This window comes from Pseudomonas sp. TMP9 (genome assembly GCF_037943105.1).
Lineage (GTDB): Bacteria > Pseudomonadota > Gammaproteobacteria > Pseudomonadales > Pseudomonadaceae > Aquipseudomonas.
In genome coordinates this window covers 2,314,074-2,333,823 of record NZ_CP149803.1, presented here as the reverse complement: position 1 = coordinate 2,333,823, position 19,750 = coordinate 2,314,074, and the positions used below count along the sequence as shown (strand labels likewise).

The 19,750-nt window shown below is 58.3% G+C and carries 18 protein-coding genes; 6 read left to right on the top strand and 12 right to left on the bottom strand.

Features of this window, described 5'->3' with window-relative positions:
- Positions 1 to 67: 67 nt before the first annotated feature.
- From WF513_RS11135 to WF513_RS11120, 4 genes are all read left to right on the top strand, one after another.
- A complete protein-coding gene (locus WF513_RS11135) occupies positions 68 to 388 on the top strand; it encodes a helix-hairpin-helix domain-containing protein (protein WP_339079438.1) in 321 nt (106 codons plus the stop codon).
- 209 nt (positions 389 to 597) lie between these two features.
- Positions 598 to 1,404 carry an SDR family oxidoreductase gene (locus WF513_RS11130; RefSeq protein WP_339079437.1) on the top strand — a complete coding sequence of 269 codons (807 nt, stop codon included), beginning with the start codon at positions 598 to 600 and terminating at the stop codon, positions 1,402 to 1,404.
- Positions 1,405 to 1,533: 129 nt separating this feature from the next.
- Positions 1,534 to 2,691 carry an MFS transporter gene (locus tag WF513_RS11125; RefSeq protein ID WP_339079436.1) on the top strand — a complete coding sequence of 386 codons (1,158 nt, stop codon included), beginning with the start codon at positions 1,534 to 1,536 and terminating at the stop codon, positions 2,689 to 2,691.
- 114 nt (positions 2,692 to 2,805) lie between these two features.
- Positions 2,806 to 3,243 (top strand): hypothetical protein, encoded by a 438-nt coding sequence (locus WF513_RS11120; protein WP_339079435.1) that lies wholly within the window; start codon positions 2,806 to 2,808, stop codon positions 3,241 to 3,243.
- A gap of 98 nt (positions 3,244 to 3,341) precedes the next feature.
- On the opposite strand, the gene WF513_RS11115 is transcribed toward WF513_RS11120, so the two are convergent.
- The 5 genes from WF513_RS11115 to WF513_RS11095 all read right to left on the bottom strand — a co-directional run bounded on the left by WF513_RS11115 (position 3,342) and on the right by WF513_RS11095 (position 11,737).
- Complete coding sequence (locus WF513_RS11115) at positions 3,342 to 3,581, bottom strand: YheU family protein (RefSeq protein WP_339079434.1); 240 nt, start codon at positions 3,579 to 3,581, stop codon at positions 3,342 to 3,344.
- Between the two features lie 63 nt (positions 3,582 to 3,644).
- Positions 3,645 to 6,398, bottom strand: coding sequence for a 7TM diverse intracellular signaling domain-containing protein (locus WF513_RS11110; protein WP_339079433.1), 2,754 nt, complete (start codon positions 6,396 to 6,398; stop codon positions 3,645 to 3,647).
- A gap of 80 nt (positions 6,399 to 6,478) precedes the next feature.
- Positions 6,479 to 7,669 (bottom strand): osmoprotectant NAGGN system M42 family peptidase, encoded by a 1,191-nt coding sequence (locus WF513_RS11105; protein WP_339079431.1) that lies wholly within the window; start codon positions 7,667 to 7,669, stop codon positions 6,479 to 6,481.
- 456 nt (positions 7,670 to 8,125) lie between these two features.
- Positions 8,126 to 9,862: an N-acetylglutaminylglutamine synthetase gene (gene ngg, locus WF513_RS11100; protein ID WP_339079430.1), complete on the bottom strand. Its 1,737-nt coding sequence runs from the start codon at positions 9,860 to 9,862 to the stop codon at positions 8,126 to 8,128.
- A 105-nt stretch (positions 9,863 to 9,967) separates the two neighbouring features.
- The gene (locus WF513_RS11095; RefSeq protein WP_339079429.1) at positions 9,968 to 11,737 is read right to left on the bottom strand and encodes an N-acetylglutaminylglutamine amidotransferase; all 1,770 of its coding nucleotides are present in this window, start codon (positions 11,735 to 11,737) and stop codon (positions 9,968 to 9,970) included.
- Between the two features lie 112 nt (positions 11,738 to 11,849).
- Between WF513_RS11095 and WF513_RS11090 the strand changes: the two genes are divergently transcribed.
- Complete coding sequence (locus tag WF513_RS11090; protein WP_339079427.1) at positions 11,850 to 12,323, top strand: MarR family transcriptional regulator; 474 nt, start codon at positions 11,850 to 11,852, stop codon at positions 12,321 to 12,323.
- Between the two features lie 34 nt (positions 12,324 to 12,357).
- On the opposite strand, the gene dacB is transcribed toward WF513_RS11090, so the two are convergent.
- A complete protein-coding gene (dacB, locus tag WF513_RS11085) occupies positions 12,358 to 13,806 on the bottom strand; it encodes a D-alanyl-D-alanine carboxypeptidase/D-alanyl-D-alanine-endopeptidase (protein ID WP_339079426.1) in 1,449 nt (482 codons plus the stop codon).
- Between the two features lie 234 nt (positions 13,807 to 14,040).
- Here dacB and WF513_RS11080 point away from each other — a divergent pair, with 234 nt between their 5' ends.
- The gene (locus WF513_RS11080) at positions 14,041 to 14,382 is read left to right on the top strand and encodes a YggL family protein (RefSeq protein ID WP_339079425.1); all 342 of its coding nucleotides are present in this window, start codon (positions 14,041 to 14,043) and stop codon (positions 14,380 to 14,382) included.
- Positions 14,383 to 14,569: 187 nt separating this feature from the next.
- Here WF513_RS11080 and WF513_RS11075 read toward each other — a convergent pair whose 3' ends face one another.
- From WF513_RS11075 to WF513_RS11050, 6 genes are all read right to left on the bottom strand, one after another.
- Positions 14,570 to 15,646 (bottom strand): FUSC family protein, encoded by a 1,077-nt coding sequence (locus WF513_RS11075; RefSeq protein WP_339079424.1) that lies wholly within the window; start codon positions 15,644 to 15,646, stop codon positions 14,570 to 14,572.
- Between the two features lie 3 nt (positions 15,647 to 15,649).
- Positions 15,650 to 16,981, bottom strand: coding sequence for a deoxyguanosinetriphosphate triphosphohydrolase (locus WF513_RS11070; protein WP_339079423.1), 1,332 nt, complete (start codon positions 16,979 to 16,981; stop codon positions 15,650 to 15,652).
- A 94-nt stretch (positions 16,982 to 17,075) separates the two neighbouring features.
- Complete coding sequence (locus WF513_RS11065; protein ID WP_339079422.1) at positions 17,076 to 18,239, bottom strand: EAL domain-containing protein; 1,164 nt, start codon at positions 18,237 to 18,239, stop codon at positions 17,076 to 17,078.
- A gap of 73 nt (positions 18,240 to 18,312) precedes the next feature.
- Positions 18,313 to 18,669: a hypothetical protein gene (locus tag WF513_RS11060; RefSeq protein ID WP_339079421.1), complete on the bottom strand. Its 357-nt coding sequence runs from the start codon at positions 18,667 to 18,669 to the stop codon at positions 18,313 to 18,315.
- Positions 18,666 to 19,049, bottom strand: a complete 384-nt coding sequence (locus WF513_RS11055) for a phage holin family protein (RefSeq protein ID WP_339079420.1) — start codon at positions 19,047 to 19,049, stop codon at positions 18,666 to 18,668. Before WF513_RS11055 ends, WF513_RS11060 begins: the two co-directional genes overlap by 4 nt.
- Positions 19,050 to 19,225: 176 nt before the next feature.
- Positions 19,226 to 19,543, bottom strand: coding sequence for a DUF883 family protein (locus WF513_RS11050; protein WP_339079419.1), 318 nt, complete (start codon positions 19,541 to 19,543; stop codon positions 19,226 to 19,228).
- Between the last annotated feature and the right edge of the window lie 207 nt (positions 19,544 to 19,750).

The window sequence follows — 19,750 nt, the reverse complement described above, 5'->3', positions numbered from 1 at the left end:
TAGTTTTGACAAAGTGTGGAGCTGGATGTCCCACGCGCCCCACTAAAACTAATGAAAGGACGCACCCATGCTTAACGCAAAACTCTCTTCTCTGTTGTTTGCTTTGCTGGCTTCTTTCTCACTGATGGTCTCCGCCGCTGAAGTTGCAACCCCGGCGGGCACTGATGCACAACGTGCTGAAGTGGCTGTTACCACCGTCAATCTCAACACTGCCGATGCGGCCACCCTAGAACGTGAGCTATTGGGTATTGGCCAAGTTAAGGCGCAGGCGATTGTTGCTTACCGCGATGAGCACGGCGCGTTCGCCTCAGTGGATGAGTTGCTGGAAGTTAAAGGCATTGGCGAAGCAACGGTGGAGAAGAATCGCGGTAAGTTGAGTATCAACTGACGGGTAAATGTTGTGGCATGAGAGAAAGCCGGTGATTGACCGGCTTTTTTATGCGCGCAGCTTTTTGTTTTTAGTTTTTTATCTTGCTGCGCAGTTGTCCCCGCGAGTGAGCTTAGGCCGCCTTATTCAGAAAGATGATGGTGTGCGGGCTGGATAATTTACCCGGCTACACTGGCGTCATCATTCACAGCAGCACAAGGCAATTTCCTATGCAAAATCGCATGATGATCACGGGCGCAGGTTCAGGTTTAGGACGTGAGATTGCCTTGCGTTGGGCCCGTGAGGGCTGGCAGTTGGCGCTGTCGGATGTTAACGAAGCGGGGCTGTTAGAAACCCTGCAGATGGCGCGTGACGCTGGTGGCGATGGCTTTACGCAGCGCTGTGACGTGCGCGACTACAGCCAGTTGACGGCATTTGCTCAAGCCTGTGAAGAGAAGCTCGGCGGCATTGATGTGATCGTCAATAACGCCGGCGTGGCGTCTGGTGGCTTCTTTAGTGAGTTGTCGCTGGAGGATTGGGATTGGCAAATCGCTATCAACCTGATGGGTGTGGTCAAGGGCTGTAAGGCCTTCCTGCCGCTGCTGGAAAAGAGCAAAGGTAAGATCGTCAACATCGCCTCTATGGCGGCCTTGATGCAGGGCCCGGCGATGAGTAATTACAACGTGGCCAAGGCGGGTGTGGTGGCGTTGTCGGAGAGCTTGCTGATCGAGTTAAAGATGCAGGAAGTCAGCGTGCACGTGGTGTGCCCATCGTTCTTCCAAACCAACTTGCTCGACTCCTTCCGCGGCCCGACGCCGGCGATGAAGGCACAGGTCGGTAAGTTGCTGGAAAGCTCACCGATTAACGCCGAGCAAATTGCCGATTACATTTACCAAGAGATCAGCAAAGGCGAATTTATGATTCTGCCCCACGAGCAAGGCCGTATGGCGTGGGCGTTGAAAAAGCAGAATGCGCAGTTGCTCTATACCGAAATGACCAAAATGGCCGACAAGATGCGCGCGCCCCGCACCAAGTGACAGCGCATTGCTGAGGCTTCTTTATTGACGCAGCAGTCAGCTTAATCGCCGGGCGGGCTTGTGTCTGGCGGGCTTGCACTCTAAGGTTCGTGGCCGTGCCGGAATGGCTGCGAAACCGATGGATTTACTGTGAAACCTTTCCCCCGAGCCTTGCTGTTGCTGGCTCTTATTCTGGCTGCCATTAACTTGCGCCCTGGCATCACTTCGTTGGCGCCGCTGATTGAGCGGATTGCCACGGAGTTGTCGTTGAGCCGCAGCATGATCAGCCTGACCACGGCGCTGCCGGTGTTATGCATGGGCTTGCTGGCGCCGTTTGCGCCGCGTTTCGCGGTGCGTTTGGGGCTGGAGCGCACGATTGGCTTGTGCATGGCGCTGATTGCGCTGGCCTTAGTGCTGCGGGTTGTGGGCCACAACAGTGTGATTTTAATCGGCAGTGCCGTGCTCTTGGGTGCCGCCATTGCTGTGGCTGGGCCATTACTGTCGGGGTTTATCAAACGTCATTTTGCTGGCCGTATGGGCAGTGTGGTCGGTTGGTATTCGCTGAGTATGGCGATTGGCGGCGCCGGTGGCGCAGTGTTGACGGTTCCGGCTACGCAACTGTTGGGTGATGACTGGGCCTATGGTTTGGCGGTATGGGCTTTGCCGGCACTGCTGGGGTTAGTGCTTTGGTTGTGCCTGCCCAATCGTGTCGAGGCTGACAGTGACGTGGCCATAGGTTTGCCCTGGCGGCAGCCGCGCGCGTGGCTGATCAGTGCATTTTTTGCCATCCAGGCGGGGTTGTTTTATGCGTTAGCCACATGGGCGGTGGCGCGTTATCACGAGGCGGGGCTGAGTTTATTACAAAGCAATAGCTTGTTCAGCGTGTCCATGCTGATGGGTTTACCCAGCTCGTTCTTGCTGCCGTGGTTGGCGCAGCGCTTCCAGAACCGTTATGCATTGCTGATGGGCTGCGGGTTGTTGTCGTCGATCAGCCTGATGATGATCACCTTCCAGCCCACCGTACTGCCCGAGTTGTGGGCGGTGACCATTGGCTTTGGGTTGGGCGGCTCTTTTGCACTGTCACTGGTGCTGCCGCTGTACGAGGCCGGCTCGCCGATGGCGGTCAGTCGCTGGACGGCGATGATGTTGTTTATGGGTTACAGCTTGGCGTGTCTGACGCCGGTATTGACAGGGTTGGCGCGTGACATGGCCGGCAACTATCAACTGCCGTTTATGGTGCTGACGGCATTAGCCGTGCTGATGACGCTACTTGCCTGGGTGATGCGTCGCGGTCCTGCGCACCGCTAGACTGTCAAGGCTCAGCGCCGCCGTTTAGAGGCGTTTACGCTAAATTAGCAGCCGTTCCTTCCTTGGTCTGTAAGGCTGTGATAGAAGGCAGCCTTGATTTGTTGGAGTGCCCGCGTGGAGTCCGAATCCATCGTTTATGGTTGCATCCGTGATTGGCCCTCAGACAGCCCGCCGGAAAGCCGCTTGCGCCGTGAAATCAACCGCCAAGTACTTGATGAGCTGCCAGCGGGCGATGCCTGGAGTTTTCTTGGGCGGGAGATGTTCGCCTGCTGCGAGCAGCCTGGCGAGGGCTCGTACCAGACTCAAGTGATCCACTTTGGCGCCAGTTATCGCACCGTTGAGTATGAGTGGAACCTGTGGATCAAGCAGTTTGAAGCCCTGCTTACACGGCTGTACTGGGCCAGTGCAGTGGTGCACTTAGAAACCGAGTTGAGTGGCACGCACACTTTTCGTTGGGATTCGGATAATGGTTTCCACAGTCCGCAGGAGGGCGACTTGCGCGTGCGTTGCGCGTGGGAGCGAGAAGGCGGCCTGCGTGGCCGGTTGAGTTAACGCGCTAAGCGGCGACGCTTGATCACGCGTTCGTGCTCGATACGCTCAGCATCAACCCTGATGTGGGTTGCCGTTAACCCGCTGGGGTGCCGTGGGTTTTATTCTTCCAGCGCATCCAGCCACTCTTTGGGTACATCGCGTTTTAGCGCTAATTGGCATTGCTGGCTTTCTGCATCGAAAACAATCACCGCTTGGCCTTTGCTTAGGGCATGACGGACGCGTTCGATACGGGTGTGCAGCGGGGTTTCGTCGCCGTTGTCGGTGCCGTCGCGGGTGACGAAATCTTCAATCAAACCGGTCAGGGTGTCAGCTTCGAGCAGGTGATAGGGGATCAGCACGGGGTGGCCTCCAGAGCGCAGCGGCGATGCTAACAGGCTTAGCCCGTATTGGTTGCTGCGCCGTTACTGGTCAGGAGGTTTAGCTGGTTTTAGATGGGCTTCCAGCGTGCTGTAGAGCTTATTGCTGTCCAGTGGTTTGCCGATAAAGTCATTCATCCCCGATTCGGCGCCATGCCGGCGGTGTTCGTCGAGGATGTGTGCGGTAATTGCGATGATCGGTACGGCAGGCAGGTTGAGCTGGCGCTCTAGGCGGCGAATCTGCCGGGTGGCCTCGAAGCCATCCATTTCTGGCATTTCACAGTCCATCAGGATCAATTGCGTAGCGCTCGGGTTGCGCCGATATTCATTCAGAGCGGCCAAGCCATTGGTCACCACGCGCACGTTATAGCCACGTTTTTTCAGAAAGCCCTGCACCACTAACTGATTTACCGGGTTGTCCTCGGCTACCAGAATGCACGGTGATGTGGCGGTCTCGTTGTAGGTTTGCGCGGGTGGTTTTAGCTCAGTTGTGTGCGGTTCTGCATACAGCTCGAGCAGCGCGCTGCGCAGTGCATTGATCGCCAGTGGTTGCGGCAGGCCAAGCAAGCGCAGGCCGTCAGGGCTGGGCAGTTGTTGGCATTGCTCTGGCGCACAGAGCATCAACACGCGTTGTCCTGGTTGCAGCAGCGGGCGCACTGAGTCCAGCCAATGCTGGATGCTGCCGGGCCAAGGGGCGAGCAAAACCAACAAAGGTGTGGCGGCAAAACTTTGCAAGTAATCGCCTAGCTTATCCGGGTTCTGGCAGCGCTCAGTGCGCATGCCCCAGCGTGCGAGTAAGCGGCTCAACGCGTCCAGGCCGGGACTGTCAAGGGACGACAGTAATGCGGTTTGGCTTTTGAGCAACTCATGCAGCGGATCTACGCACAGTGGCTCATCCGCCAGCGGTATATCGAAAGCGAAACGGGCGCCTTGGCCTGGGGTGCTCTGCACCTCAATGCGTCCGCCCATCATCTCGACCAACTCCTTACTGATTACCAAGCCCAAGCCGCTGCCGCCATAGCGGCGGGTGGTGCTGGAGTCGCCTTGGGAGAAGGATTCGAACAGCTGAGCCTGCGCTTGGTTGCTAATGCCAATACCGCTGTCGCTGATGGCAAACACCAGGTGAGGGTTGCCATGGGCGTCATCGCGTTGGCTAATATTCAGCGCCACATGACCTTCAGCGGTGAATTTCAGAGCATTGCTGAGTAGGTTCATCAGCACCTGTTTAAGCCGGGTCGGGTCGCCTTGGATGCGACGTGGCACGCCATTCTCCAAGCTGACATAAAGGCGCAGGCGTTTGTCCAGGGTCTGCCCGGTGAACAGGCTGAGGGTGTCGGAAACCAACTCTTCCAAGTCGAACTCAATGTGTTCCAGGCTGAGCTTGCCCGACTCGATTCGCGCGTAATCAAGGATGTCGTTGATCACGGCGATGAGTGAGCTGCCAGAACTGGAGATGGTGTCAACGTAGAAGCGCTGGCTGCGGTCTAAGGGTGTTTCCTTGAGCAGTTGCAACATGCCCAGCACGCCATTTAACGGGGTGCGGATCTCGTGGCTCATCTTGGCCAGAAAACGACTTTTTGCTTGGTTCTCGATTTCCGCCTGCTCGGCGATGCGGCGCGACTCGAAGCCTTCTTCCTTGAGAACGTTGATACGGTCGGCTAAGCCGATTGATAGAGCGATCAACTCAATGGCCACACCTATTTTTATCGCCGTGGCACCGAATATACCGAGTACTTCAAAACCCAGTGAGCCGCTGCCGGCCTGCATGGAGGCGAACAATAAGATTAACCAGGCCAGGGTGTAATACGAGCCGTAGCGAATGCCGTTGCGCCACACATACAGGCCGGCGAGCAGCAGGCACAGCGAAACGAATACTATGGTGAGGCTGGTCAAGATATTCCACGCGTCAAGACCAATCAGCGGTGCGCATATCAGGCAGCCGGCGCAGACCAGCATCAATGCCCGCAGGGCCCTGTCCAGCCTGGGGAAGTGCTGGGCGGTGTGCAGAAAGTGCCGGCCGAACTGCAGTGCACTCAAGCAATGGGTGTAGAGCAATATGTAAATGCTCACCGACTGCAGCCCGATCTGCTCCGGCAGCAGCTTGAACAACAGGCCGTCAAAACAGGCCGCCAGCAGGACCACGTTAAGGCTGTAAACCACGTACCAAAAATACGCCGATTCACGCAGCGAGATAAACAGGAACAGGTTGTAGCAGAGCATCGCAAACAGTAAGCCGTAAAACGCACCGTTGATGCCCACCAGGGTTTCCTGAGCCGCTGCGCTGGCGTCATAGGTGCTGAAAAACACCGGCATAAGAATCGTGCTGCTGGTTTTAACGCGAATCACCAGGTGACTTTCACCGGGCGCCAACTCCAGCGGGAACCAGAAGTTACGCACTTGCACCGGGCGCTGTGTAAACGCGAAGGTGTCACCGCTTTCTTGCACGCGCCATTCACCGCTGGGGGTGAGGAGAAAAATCTGCAGGTGGTCGAGAAGCGGATAGTTGATCTCCAGATAGCCGCCTAGGCTGGTTGCCAGACGGTTGTCCAAGCCAACTTTGAACCACCAGACCGAATCATTTTTGCCTAAATTGGCGTGTGAGCCCTGAACCGGGGTGAAGCGTTCCTCGGCCAAGGCACTGACCTGCTCGATGCCGAGCGTGCCTTGAGGGTCTTCCACGTAGGCCATGGAAGACCCCAGCGGTAGGCGCAGGTTGTCGCTATCCAGCGTTGCAGGCAGCAGGGCCCATGCCGACCCGCTCAGCCAAACAAGCACTATTGCCAGGCATATCCGAAGCATTGGCTGATCTCATTATTATTATCCGGAGCGTTATTCAGCTCCGTGCAGTGCTGTCACTTTGCCTGTATGCGAGAGGCCCTTCAAGCGTCCTGATCGCGTGAGCGCCACAGGCTGTCGACAGTCGGTAAGCGGGTGTCACTTTCCATTTGCGCGTCGTGCTCCAGTTGGTGGCTGAAACGCTCGAGCGAGCCTTGTGCTGGCTGGGCGTCGCTGGCAAATACCGGTGGGCTGAGCAGGTAGGCGGCAAGCAGGCGACTGAGGGCCTTAAGGCTGTCGATATGCGTGCGTTCATACCCGTGGGTGGCGTCGCAGCCAAAAGCCAGCAGCGCTGTGCGGATATCATGGCCGGCGGTAACTGCTGATTGCGCATCGCTGTGGTAGTAGCGGAACAGGTCACGGCGCACCGGCACCTCATTTTCCTCGGCCAGACGCAGCAATTGCCGCGACAGGTGATAGTCATACGGCCCGCCGGAATCCTGCATCGCCACGCTGACGGTGTGTTCACTGGACTGCTGCCCCGGCGCGACCGGGGCGATGTCGATGCCGACGAACTCGCTGACATCCCAAGGCAAAGCAGCGGCTGCGCCGGAACCCACTTCCTCGGTGATGGTAAACAGCGGATGACAGTCGATCTCTGGCTCGATGCCACTTTCTTTAATCGCCTTGAGCGCGGTGAGCAAGGCGGCGACGCCGGCTTTGTCATCCAAGTGACGAGCGCTGATATGGCCGCTTTCGGTGAACTCCGGCAGCGGGTCGAAGGCGACGAAGTCGCCCACCGAGATGCCAAGGGATTCGCAGTCGGCGCGGGTGCTGCAGTAGGCATCCACGCGCAGTTCGACATGGTCCCAACTGATTGGTAGCTGATCCACGGCGGTGTTGAAGGCATGCCCGGAGGCCATCAGCGGCAGCACACTGCCACGGATCACCCCGTGATCAGTGAACACACTGACGCGGCTGCCTTCGGCGAAACGACTGGACCAGCAACCGACGGCGGCCAAGCCTAGGCGCCCGTTATCTTGCAGCTCGCGCACGATCGCACCGATGGTGTCCAAGTGCGCCGAAACAGCGCGGTCCGGGCTGGTTTGCTTACCTTTAAGGGTGCCGCGAATGGTGCCGCGGCGGGTCATCTCGAAAGGGATGCCGATCTCCTCCAAGCGCTCGGCGACGTAGCGCACGATGGTGTCGGTAAAGCCGGTTGGGCTGGGGATGGCGAGCATTTCCAGCAATACTTTTTGCAGGTAAACAAGGTCGGGTTCGGGGAGCTGTTGCATATAAAGTCTCCTAGTTAAGCGAGGGTGCGCAGTCAGGTATACGACTTGCGAACACCTATTCATGAGGCCTGGGTGGCGCTGGGCTTGCCTGACGTTCAACGGGCTTATCCCTTTCCCGGATTGCGCTAAGGCTTATCCGGGCTACGCGCTGCACGTTGTGCTTGCGGTGTGTTGTGGTTGTGCGGGTAGTGTGGGTTTGTTTGGTTCCCGGATTGCGCTGCGCTTATCCGGGCTACGTGCTGTGTGTTGTGCTTGGGGTGTGTTGTGGTTGTGCGGGTTGCGTGGGTTTGTTGGGTTCCCGGATTGCGCTGCGCTTATCCGGGCTACGCGGTGTGTGTTTTTGCTTGCGGTGTGTTGTGGTTGTGCGGGTTACGGTTGGTTGGGTGCGGGTTGTGATTCAGAGGTAGCCCGGATAAGCCTTGGCGCAATCCGGGAGGGCGCGCCGCTAACGTTGAATTAATCCACCCGGCTAAGGGGGAATAGCAGGTCGATAAAGCGTTCGGCAGTGGGTTGTGGCTGATGGTTGGCTAAGCCCGCGCGCTCGTTGGCTTCGATAAACACGTAGTCGGGCTGATCGGCGGCGGGCACCAACAGGTCGAGGCCGACCACCGGAATATCCAAGGCGCGGGCGGCTTTTACCGCGGCATCGGCCAGCAGCGGATGGAGGCTTGCGGTCACGTCCTCTAAGCTGCCGCCGGTGTGCAAATTAGCGGTCTTGCGGACCGCTAAACGCTGGCCTGCCGGCAGCACGCTGTCGTAGTCGACGCCGGCGGCATGCAAGGTGCGCAGGGTTTCGGCGTCCTTGGGAATGCGGCTTTCACCCTCGGTGGCGGCCTGTCGGCGGCGGCTTTGCGCATCAATCAGCGCGCCGATGCTGTGTTGGCCATCGCCGATGACGTGTGCCGGGCGGCGAATGGCGGCAGCCAACACGGCAAAACCTATCACCAGAATGCGCAGGTCGCAGCCTGGGTGAAAGCTTTCCAGCAGCACGCGGCTGTCGAAGGTGCTGGCGCGCTCAATGGCATCTTGCACCTCCAATGAGGTGCGTAAATCCACCGCCACACCCTGGCCTTGCTCGCCGTCCACGGGTTTGACCACCACGCTGCCGTGTTCGGCGAGGAAGGCGGCGTTGTCTTCGGCATTACCGGCTAAACGTTGCGCCGGCAGTTTCAGGCCGGCTTGGGCTAAAACGCGATGGGTCAGGCGTTTGTCTTGGCAGAGGGTCATGCTCACGGCGCTGGTGAGATCCGTGAGTGATTCGCGGCAGCGAATGCGTCGGCCGCCGTGATTGAGCGTGAACAGACCGGCGTCGGCGTCATCCACTTGCACCTCGATCCCCCGGCGCAGGGCTTCATCGACAATGATCCGCGCGTAAGGGTTCATGGGTGTGTGCGGGCCGGGGCCGAGAAACAGCGCTTCATTGATGCCGTTTTTACGTTTGACGCTGAAGGTTTGCAGCTCACGAAAACCCAGCTTGGCATACAGGCCTTTGGCTTGGTCGTTGTCGTGCAGCACGGATAAATCCAAATGGCTCAAGCCGCGACTCATAAAGTGCTCAATCAAATAGCGCACCAGCACTTCGCCGACCCCCGGGCGGCTGCAGCGTGGATCGACTGCTAAGCACCACAGGCTGCTGCCGCAGTCGGGGTCTTTGTAGGCTTTTTGGTGGTTAAGGCCCATCACGCTGCCAATCACCTCGCCGCTGTCTTCATCTTCGGCCAACCAATACACCGGACCGCCAAGGTGGCGTGGGGTGAGTTTGCTGGGGTCTATCGGTAGCATGCCGCGCAGCTGATACAGGCTGTTGATCGCCTGCCAGTCATGAGCGTTTTGCGCGCGACGGATGCGGTAACCCCGAAACACCCTGCGTGCTTGGCGGTAGTCGGTAAACCACAAACGTAGGGTGTCGGAGGGATCGAGAAACAGTTGTTGCGGTGCCTGCGCCAACACCTGATGGGGCGCCGCAACATACAAGGCAATATCACGCTCGCCGGGTTGTTCATCTAGCAGGTCGCGGGCCAGGTTGTTGGCATCCGGATAGGTGTGGCCGATCAGCAGGCGACCCCAGCCGCAGTGCACCGCTTTCGGTTGGCCCATCTCGCTGTTGGGTTCTTCAGCGAAGCGCGCTTGCAGGCGCTCATAAGAGGGCGTTTGGCCGCGCAGCAGGCGCTGGTTGATAGCATTGGCGCGCATGGGAATGTCCCTTGTCCGTTGTCGCTTCGCCCGATAAGTGCCGGGCAGGGTTGAGCCTTGAATAGCGCAGACTTCATCTGCGCGGCGACTGCTTAAGGCACGTACTTACAAGCCGTGCTCGTTGAGCCAGAGGTTGAGCGCAGCCAGTTGCCACAGCTTTGAGCCGCGTAAGGGTGTCAGTTGCCCGTGTGGGTCAGTCAGCAGGCGGTCGAGCATGGTCGGGTTAAACAGGCCACGGTCTTGGCTGGGGTCGAGCAGCAGGTCGCGCACCCAACCTAAAGTTGCACCTTCAAGGTGCTTGAGGCCCGGCACTGGGAAGTAGCCTTTGGGGCGATCAATCACCTCGCCGGGGATGACCTGGCGCGCCGCCTCTTTGAGCACATGCTTACCGCCATCGGGCAGCTTGAAGCGCCCGGGGATCCGCGCAGAAAGCTCCGCCAGGCGGTAATCGAGAAACGGCGTGCGCGCTTCCAGGCCCCAGGCCATGGTCATGTTGTCGACTCGTTTGACCGGGTCATCGACCAGCATCACTGTGCTGTCCAGGCGCAGCGCCTTGTCGACAGCGGCGACGGCGCCAGGCTGGGCGAAGTGCTCACGGACGAAATCGCCCGCCGCATCACCGGTCAGCCAGGCAGGCTGCACGCAGGCAGCGTATTCGTCGTAGTCGCGGTCGAAGAAGGCGGCGCGGTAGGCGCTAAAGGCATCGTCGGCAGCATCCACCTTTGGGTACCAGTGGTAGCCGGCGAACAGCTCATCAGCGCCTTGGCCGCTTTGCACTACCTTGCAGTGCTTGGCGACTTCACGCGAGAGCAGATAGAAGGCGATGCAGTCATGGCTGACCATCGGCTCGCTCATGGCGCGAAAGGCGGCTGGCAACTGCTCAAGAATTTCGTGTTCACCGACGCGCAGTTGATGGTGCTGGGTGGCGAAGCGTTCGGCGATCAGGTCGGAGTATTGAAATTCGTCGCCGCGCTCACCGCCGGCATCCTGAAAGCCGATGGAGAAAGTCGAGAGGTTTTCCACCCCAGCCTCCCGCAGCAAGCCGACCAACAGGCTCGAATCGAGCCCGCCAGACAGCAATACGCCAACATCCACCGCCGCACGCTGGCGGATCGATACCGCTTCACGCATGCCGTCGAGCACGCGTTCTTTCCACTCATCCAAGCCATAGGCAATTTCGTCACGTTGCGGGCCGAACGCCAGGTTCCACCACGTGTGCTGCTCGCAGTGGCCCTGGGCGTCGATGCGCATCCACGTTGCAGGCGGTAGTTTCTCTACGCCGGCCAGCAGGGTGCGCGGCGCGGGCACTACCGCGTGGAAGTTCAGATAATGGTTGAGCGCGATGGGGTCGAGGGTTTTGCCGATATCGCCACCGGCCATCAATGCCGGCAGGCTGGAGGCAAAGCGCAGGCGCTGGCCGGTCCGTGATAAGTACAACGGCTTTACCCCAAGGCGGTCGCGGGCAATAAACAACTGTTGGCTGTCACGTTCCCAAATGGCGAAGGCGAACATGCCATTAAGCTTGGGCAGCAGGTCTGTGCCCCAAGCGTGATAGCCCTTGAGCAGCACCTCGGTGTCGCCGCCGGAAAAAAAGCGATAGCCCAGCGCTTTCAGCTCATCACGCAGTTCCGGGTAGTTGTAAATGGCACCGTTAAAGACCATGGACAGGCCCAGATCGCTGTCGATCATCGGTTGGCCTGACGCTTCGGCGAGATCCATGACCTTCAGCCGACGGTGGCCAAAGGCAATCGGCCCTTGGCTGTGAAAGCCCTGCGCATCGGGGCCGCGCGGGGCTAAGTGATGGGTGATCCGCTCAACTGCAGCCAAGTCGGCTGGTTGGTGATCAAAGCGTAATTCTCCAGCTATTCCGCACATAGTTGTCCTTACCGGTAGGGCCGTTGGGGAGTGGCTCGGGGTGCTGAGCCTTTTACACCAAAACAAAATAATGCTTTCATGTCAAAGTTTTGTGATGAATAAAAAGGCAGTTATGGCTGATAAAAAGGTTTCTACTGAAATAGAGTTGTCATCTATTTCAGCCTTCGAGTTGCCGTTGTTTCAGGCCATGCGGCGCTTGCAGCAGGCGGGTGAAGTGCATGCCAAACGCCTGAGCCGTTTCGGTGGGCTAACACCGATGCAGCTGATGATCTTGCAGGTGTTGGCAGGCGAAGCACGGCTCACGGCCAGCGACCTCAGCGGCCGCGTCAGCCTCACGGCCGCGACCTTATCGGGGATGCTCGATCGGTTGGAGGAGCGCGGCTTGTTGCAACGCCAGCGTGATGATCAGGACCGGCGCAAACAATGGTTGCTGCTCAGCGAGCAAGGCCGCGCCTTGCTGCAACAAGCGCCAAGCTTACTGCCGCCCGAGTTTGTCGAGCACTTTGCGCGGCTGGATGCGTGGGAGCGCCACAGCCTGACGGCATCGCTGTTACGCGCGGCGCAGCTGTGTGGAGAGATGGAGTAGAGACGCCGCGCCCGACAGCGCAGCGTTGTCTGCCTTAGCGGTGCGCAGTGATTTTCGGCTGCTTGTAGACATCCAACAGCACCTGATCAAGAATCGATGAGGCGCCCCACGGCCGAGGGTCGTTGAGGATCGCCACCACTGCCCAGCTGTTGCCGTTGCTGTCGCGGCTGAAACCGGCGATTGCACGTACGTTATTGAGTGTCCCGGTCTTGATCCGTGCTTCGCCCACCAGTGGCGTGCGGTGCAGGCGTTTACGCATGGTGCCATCCATCGCCACCAGTGGCAGCGACGCCATAAATTCGGCGGCGTAAGGGCTTTGCCACGCGGCCTCAAGCAACGCAGACATTTCCCGCGCGCTGACCCGCTCGGCGCGCGACAACCCAGAACCGTTCTCCATCACCAGATTCGGCGCGACAATACCTTTGCGCGCCAGCCAACTGCGAATCACCCGTTGCGCGGCCTGGCTGTCATCCAGGTCGGTGGCGTTACGAAACTGTGCACCGATGCTGAGAAACAGCTGCCGGGCCATGGTGTTGTTACTGTACTTATTGATGTCGCGAATGATCTCGGTCAGGTCTGGAGAAAAAGCACGCGCCAACAGGCGGGCTTTTTCCGGTGCCGGAGCGAGGCGGTCTTTACCCATGATGCTGCCGCCCAGTTCTTGCCAGATGGCACGAATAGCACCGGTGGCGTAGCTGGGGTGATCCAGCAGCGACAGGTAGGTTTGCGAGCTGCAACCTTGGGCCAGCTGGCCGCTGACAATCACCGTGGTCCCTTCCATCTCGGTCACCGGGTTGTAGCGCACATCCGGCCAGCCTGGGCATTTAGCAGCGGCTAGGCTTTTAACGCGATTATCGATGCGGATATTGGCGATCGGCGGCTCAATGGCGATGTGCACCTTACCGCCTTCATTGCGGGCAATAAAACGCAGCGCCTTGAGGTTGACCAGCAGCGAATCGGGGGCCACCAAGAAGGGCTTATTGGCGTCGCCGCCATCGTCATTGAAGCTGGGCAATTCGGGCTGCACGAAGTGGCTGCGGTCAAGCACCAAGTCACCGTTCACCTGCTGCACGCCATTGGCGCGCAGGTCACGCAGCAGCAGCCAGAGTTTTTCCATATTCAGCTTGGGGTCGCCGCCGCCCTTAAGGTAAAGGTTGCCGGTCAGCACGCCATTGTTAAGTTGGCCGTCAGTAAAAAATTCAGTTTTCCATTGATGGGTCGGGCCCAGCAGTTCCAGCGCCGCATAGGTGGTGACTAACTTCATGGTTGACGCGGGATTAACCGAAATATCGGCATTGAAATACGTGCTGCTGCCGGGGCCATTGAGCGGCACTGTGACCACCGACAGCGACTGGCTGCTGATCTTGTTGGCTTTAAGTGACTGCTGAACTTTATTGGATAAACCGTTATTAGCAGCTGCCAGTGGCAGGCAAACGGGCAATAGCAGGCCGGCGATAGCCAGCTGACGAAGTAGTTTGATCATGGGCGGCGACCCTCCAGATGAGGGAAAAAGATGATGCGAGGCATGTAAACAAGGCCCATCGCGGATTGGGATAAGGGCGCTAATTATGCCCCAGGAGTGGGCCTGTGCAGTGGCAGTAATTGCCTGAGGCCGAACTTTTCTGCTGGGAGCTGAATGACCTGTCGTCTTCGAAGCGGGCACGCAGGCGGCGAAGCTGCTAAAGTGCCGCGCGTTATCACTTTTGAGGATTGTTCCATGGCTACTAACCGTTCCCGCCGTCTGCGCAAAAAACTCTGCGTGGATGAATTCCAGGAGCTGGGTTTTGAGCTGAACCTGAACTTCAAGGAAGATCTGGCTGATGCAGCCATCGATAGCTTTCTTGAGCAGTTCTTGGACGAAGCCATGACCGCCAACGAGCTGGGCTATGTAGGCGGCGATGACTTCGGTCTGGTTTGCTTGTCCAAGCGTGGTTCGGTCAGCGAAGCACAGCGTGCTGCTGTTGAAGCCTGGCTTAAAGGTCGTGACGAGCTGGTTGACTTCACTGCCAGCCCGCTGATCGATGTCTGGTACCCAGACAATCAGATCAATCAGGCTTAATGCTGTAAGCGGGGCATGCATCGCGCATGCTCCGTGTTGTTCCTCTCCCGCAACACACGCGTTAGTCATCCCGGTCAGCTTTGACAAGCAGGTGCGTGCCAATCTGCAGCTCTGCGTCCTCGTTAAATAACGCCACCTCAAGCGTTGCATGCCACCTTTGCGAATAGGCTAAAGCCGCTTTGCGTCTTCATATCGGTGAGGTTGGGCCTTGGCCACTGGTTTTTCGCAACAGCTGCCGATGCTCTAACCAGCGCTCCAAGCCATACACCATCAGCGCCACCAGTAAGGCCAGCACTACACCGATCAGGCTGTTGAACAGGCGCAGCTGTGGCAGTTGCCAGTCATGCGCCAGGCTCTCTGCTAGCAGCACAAAGCACACGCTGGTTTGCAGCACAAACAGCCCGTAGTGGTTGGCTTGCAGGGCGCGACTCAGGGTGATCAGCGGCAGCAGTACGGCCACCATCAGTGCCGGGTCTTGCAAGCTATGGCCGAGCAGTATCAACAGTGACGCTGCGCCAAGGCTGGCCAAAATGGACTGCACGGCGCGCACCAAGCTGCCTTGAAAGCTCAGTTGTAAGGTGGTGACCACGGTCAGCGTCAGCCAATAGCCGCGGTGCAATTGCGCGAGGTTGACGATCAACCCAGACAGGGCAAAAGCCAGGGTGCAGCCCAGCGCATGTAAGCGCCATTTTTGTCGCGGCAAGCGTTTCGCATGACGCTTGAGCACCCTGAAAATACTGATAAAACGCGGCATGTACGGCCACATACGCAAGCCATGCATGCCGCGTAAGCCGAAGGCCAGGAGCATCACCCAAAGCCCGCCGAGGATGAACAGCATGGCGATGGCATAAGGGTTATTCAGGGTGCCGAGGCCCTGCTGGCCTTGACCTAGACACAAGCAGATGGCCAAGCCAATGCCTAGCTTGCCGGCTTCACTGCCAAAGCGTTGCAACCACGCGAGTAAAAAGCCGAACAGTGCGAAGAGCATAAAACTGATGTGCGGATGGCTGGCCGACCAAAAGCCCAACCCAGCGCTGCAAGCGCCTAGGCCGCAGAGCATAAGCATGCGCAGCATGCCGAGGCGGTGCAGCGGGTTCGCTTGGGCGGCCTGAAAAGCCCCCACCGACGCCCAGAGAAACCCCGGGTGAGCACTAAACAGCCCCAGCAGCAAAGGCAGCGCACAGCCAAAACCTGCGACCACTGCCGGGCCCCAGGCAGGAGGCCCAGGGTGCCAGCTGAAGGTTTGTCGCAAAACGCTAGTCATGGCTTATACCGGGCTTGAACGGCCCGTCATCTCGCGGGCCATTTCAGTTGCGTAGCTGTCGGTCATGCCGGCGATAAAGTCGATCATGCGTAGAAATGACCTGTACAGCGGCCAGTGCGGATCGGGCGCGTTATTACCCAGCAAGTCGAGGATGCGCCGGTTTTTAAATGACGGCGTGCGCCCGCCATGCTGCTCCAAGGCTGCTCCGCAGAAGGCATTAAGCAGGATTTCCAGGGTGGTGTAGGCGCCGATCTCATGCAGGGTTTTGCGCTTGTCCTGGAAAATCTTTTCCCGGGCCATGTCTTTAGCACTCTGCACGCAGCGTTTGGCAGTGCCGTGCATATGCTCGACCAGATCGCCGTGCAAGGTGCCGGCGAGTAAGGCGTCTTGTTGCTCGACAAAGGCTTCGGCGGCAGCATTGGTCAGGTGTTCGATGGCTTTACCGCGCAAGATTGCCAGCTTTCGCCGCTTGGAATCATCGGGTCCAAGCTGGCGGTAGGTCTCCGGCAAGTCATCGCCGACTAAGTCGAGTAGCAACGCTTCCACTTCGCTGTAATCAAGCAGCTCCATTTCCAGGCCGTCTTCCAAGTCGATCAGGCCGTAGCAGATATCGTCGGCGGCCTCCATCAGGTACACCAGTGGATGGCGTGCCCAGCGTTGGTCCTCCAGTTGTGGCAAGCCCAGTTTGCCGGCGATTTGCTCCAGCAGCGGCAGTTCGCTCTGGTAACAGCCGAACTTATGTTTTTTGTAGCCCAGCGCTTCAGCGTGTCGGGCGGTCCAGGGGTATTTGAGATAAGTGCCGAGCGTCGCGTAAGTCAGCCGCGTACCGCCGTCAAACTGGTGATATTCCAGCTGGGTCAGTACGCGAAAACCCTGGGCATTGCCTTCAAAACTCAGAAAATCGCCGCGTTCGGCTGCGCTCATGTCGTCCAACCAACCGCGTCCAGCCGCCTGCTGAAACCAATGGCGGATGGCATCCTCACCGGAATGGCCAAAAGGTGGGTTGCCGATGTCATGGGCCAGGCAAGCGGACTGCACAACCATGCCCATATCACTGGGCTCACACCAATCAGGTAAGGCGCTGCGGATCATTTCACCGACACGCATGCCGAGGGAGCGGCCTACACAGCTGACCTCAAGCGAATGGGTTAAGCGAGTATGGATATGGTCATTGCTGGAAACCGGATGCACTTGGGTTTTGCGGCCCAGGCGGCGAAACGCGCCAGAAAAAATAATGCGGTCATGGTCTTTGTGAAACGGCGTACGACCCAGTTCAGCGACGCTGTGCGTGGGCTTGCCGAGTCGTTCGCGGTTGAGCAGGGTTTGCCAATCCAAGGGATGTCCTTACTGTATCCTGGCTATTGGCCTCTAGCTTCGGGGTTCTATGCCAATCATGCAAGGCGCGGCAGCCTCACTGCGCGCCGTGCAATCAAAACCCGACGGCATCAATATCAATCAGCAACAGCTTTTTACCGTTATCGATAAATTGTCCGGCGGTCAGGCAGTACTGGTTCGTCGTCGCGTCACGGTAGGTGTTGGAGAGAATCAGTCGGCGTTCATCCCAGCCTTCGGCCAGCAGCTGGTAGAAGTAAGGTCGCCAAGACCAATTGTGCCCGACATACCGCGCATCGCTTTGCCAGCTTTGTTCACGCCACTCCAGGTTGGCCGTGAGCTGGGTGCCATAGCGGTCGCACTGAAAGATGCGCAGTAGCCAAGGGTAGGCGTGCGGTTGCGGTAAAAGATCAGGGTGTGAGCCGCCCTCGATCCAGCTCTTGAAGCCATTCATGAGTTCACCCAGCTGCTGACGTAAGCCCATCAACCGTGCCCGCTCGGCGAGCTTTTGCTGGACATAACGGTCGCGCAATTGGGCAAAGCGTTTGACGAAGGTGTCGCTGTTGAAAAACGTTTCTTCGGGTTTGGCAAACAGGTATCCCTGGACATAGCGCGCTCCGCACTCCAGAGCAAAGTCCAGCTCGGCTTCGGTTTCCACGCCTTCTGCGATGATCCAACAACCAGTCTTTTCTGCCATTTGCGCGAGGGCTTTAACAATCTCGCTGCTCGGCCCGCCACGGGCGGCTTGCTGAAACAGGCGCATATCGAGCTTGAGAATGTCCGGCTGCAAGGCCAGAACGCGGTCTAGCTGTGAATAGCCTGCGCCGAAATCATCAATAGCGACCCGCGCGCCGGCCTCTCGATAACGTTTGACTACTTCAGGCAGGCGAGTGCTCGCACCACCCAGTTCGGTGATTTCAAAGACGACACGCGCCGGATCGATGCCGCTGCGCTGAAGCTGCTTGAGGCTGGGCAGAGGCTGTTCGGGGCGCAGTCGGCTAATCCAGCGCGGGGAAATATTCACGCTCAAGAACCAATCCTGCGGCGCTTCGTGGAAGCGCATAAGGGCTTGTTCACGTACTTCGCGGTCGAGGCGACGCAATGCTGTGGGTGGTGTTTTCGGATCGCTAAATAGCGGGCCAGCCGAATGCAGCTGGCCATCGTCACTGCGCAGCCGTGCTAATGCCTCAACACCGGCAATGCGACCGGTAGCGGTGTCGATGAAAGGTTGAAAAACAGCGAACGGTTCACCGTTGAACACTATAAAAGCTCCTTGGTCATGCAAGACGCCCAGAGGGCGTTAAACCAAGTTACTAAGCAAGACGGCGGCCAGATTAATTTTCTGGTTGAGTATCTTTAGTCGTGTCCGAGGTTTCCTGCGAGTGGCGCGCGGGGTTGCGTCTGAGCAGCGGGAAGGCGATTAAAGCAATGCGCAGCCAGCGTCGCCAATGGTCGCGGCGAATGCCTACGGTGGCCATTAGCAGCGCGCCACCGGCAACCCAAAACGGTGCTTTGCTGTCGCCGAGCTCTTCGCGCCAGTGCTTGCGCAGGTGTTGCATGTGTCGCAGCGGTTGCAGCATCACCAAGGTCTCGTGGCGCAGTTCTTGGCGGTGCATCTCTAAGCGCATGCGCAGCAGGGTCTTGCGCAACTCACGGCGCGAGGCTTTGGCGGGTAACTCAGGCATGGTCATGGCAGCAGTTGCTCGCGGTCGCGGGCCAGCTCTTCAAGGCTGGCGCTAAAGGGTGCCGGCGCATTGCGCACCCGCTGTAACAGCGTGATCAGCGCGCTAAACAGGCCTACTGCATAGAACGCACACAAGGCGCTGATCACCAGCAGACGATGACTTTCCCAAAAGGCAATCAATACCGCAGCCGATAAGCCGATGATCAGCAACAAGCCAAACAGCAGACTCAAGCTGGTCAGCACCAGCAGGCTCACGGTATGGCTCTGCTGCTCTTTGAGTTCTTCAGCAAACAGCGCGATATGGCCCTGCAGTAACCCCAGTAACGCACTGCCAAATCGCCTAGGCGAAGTGCTGCGACTTGGTGGGGTGGAAGGCGTTGCATCCATGTAAGTTTCTCTTTGCGGGCCGTTGAAAAATCTACGTGAAACGGTCTGGCAGGTGTCAATTGAGAGCAAGCACCTGCGGGTTAAACAGGCGAGAAAGCAGTATTTCCGGTGTAAAACAGCGTTCTCAGCCTGCTATTCGCGCAGTTTACGCAACACAGCTCGATGTTAGCGACCTGCTAGCGGCGGGTAATCAGCATGCCCAACAGTAAGCCGATGGCAGCAGCAATGCCCAGCGTTTGCCAAGGGTGAGTCTGGACATAACCCTCGGTGGCGTCGAGTGCAGCTTTGCCGCGTTGATGCAGGGCATCTTCGGCATTGTGCAGAGTGCTGCGTGCTCGGCCCAAGCTGGTGCGGATCTGATCACGCAGCTCTTCTGCTTGTTCGCCCGCGAGGCTGGCAGAGTGCTGCAGCAGGCTCTCGGTGTCGCGCACCAACGCCTGGAATTCTTCGAGTAATTGATCGGAACTGGACGTTATCGAAGTTTTACGGGCCATGATGTTTCTCCTTTTGAGGGCAATGTAAGACATACGAGTCCGATGCGCGGCAGTGGTTCCCTTGTTCGTGTGCACCCCTCGGTGATGCTGAGCACACCGCTGGTACAACGTTTGCATTGCGCTGGTGCGCACTCATGCATATTTGCTCTTTTATAGGGCTGCTAGGTTTTTGGCCAGGACGCCGTGGTGCATCAATAACTTACTAAT

What these genes read in the sequence shown, in the direction of transcription:
- WF513_RS11135 (WP_339079438.1), top strand. Translation starts at nt 68, where the DNA reads ATGCTTAACGCAAAACTCTCTTCTCTGTTGTTTGCTTTGCTGGCTTCT.
- WF513_RS11130 (WP_339079437.1), top strand. Translation starts at nt 598, where the DNA reads ATGCAAAATCGCATGATGATCACGGGCGCAGGTTCAGGTTTAGGACGT.
- WF513_RS11110 (WP_339079433.1), bottom strand. Translation starts at nt 6,398, where the DNA reads ATGCTTCGGATATGCCTGGCAATAGTGCTTGTTTGGCTGAGCGGGTCG.
- WF513_RS11105 (WP_339079431.1), bottom strand. Translation starts at nt 7,669, where the DNA reads ATGCAACAGCTCCCCGAACCCGACCTTGTTTACCTGCAAAAAGTATTG.
- ngg (WP_339079430.1), bottom strand. Translation starts at nt 9,862, where the DNA reads ATGCGCGCCAATGCTATCAACCAGCGCCTGCTGCGCGGCCAAACGCCC.
- WF513_RS11095 (WP_339079429.1), bottom strand. Translation starts at nt 11,737, where the DNA reads ATGTGCGGAATAGCTGGAGAATTACGCTTTGATCACCAACCAGCCGAC.
- WF513_RS11090 (WP_339079427.1), top strand. Translation starts at nt 11,850, where the DNA reads ATGGCTGATAAAAAGGTTTCTACTGAAATAGAGTTGTCATCTATTTCA.
- dacB (WP_339079426.1), bottom strand. Translation starts at nt 13,806, where the DNA reads ATGATCAAACTACTTCGTCAGCTGGCTATCGCCGGCCTGCTATTGCCC.
- WF513_RS11080 (WP_339079425.1), top strand. Translation starts at nt 14,041, where the DNA reads ATGGCTACTAACCGTTCCCGCCGTCTGCGCAAAAAACTCTGCGTGGAT.
- WF513_RS11075 (WP_339079424.1), bottom strand. Translation starts at nt 15,646, where the DNA reads ATGACTAGCGTTTTGCGACAAACCTTCAGCTGGCACCCTGGGCCTCCT.
- WF513_RS11060 (WP_339079421.1), bottom strand. Translation starts at nt 18,669, where the DNA reads ATGACCATGCCTGAGTTACCCGCCAAAGCCTCGCGCCGTGAGTTGCGC.
- WF513_RS11055 (WP_339079420.1), bottom strand. Translation starts at nt 19,049, where the DNA reads ATGGATGCAACGCCTTCCACCCCACCAAGTCGCAGCACTTCGCCTAGG.
- WF513_RS11050 (WP_339079419.1), bottom strand. Translation starts at nt 19,543, where the DNA reads ATGGCCCGTAAAACTTCGATAACGTCCAGTTCCGATCAATTACTCGAA.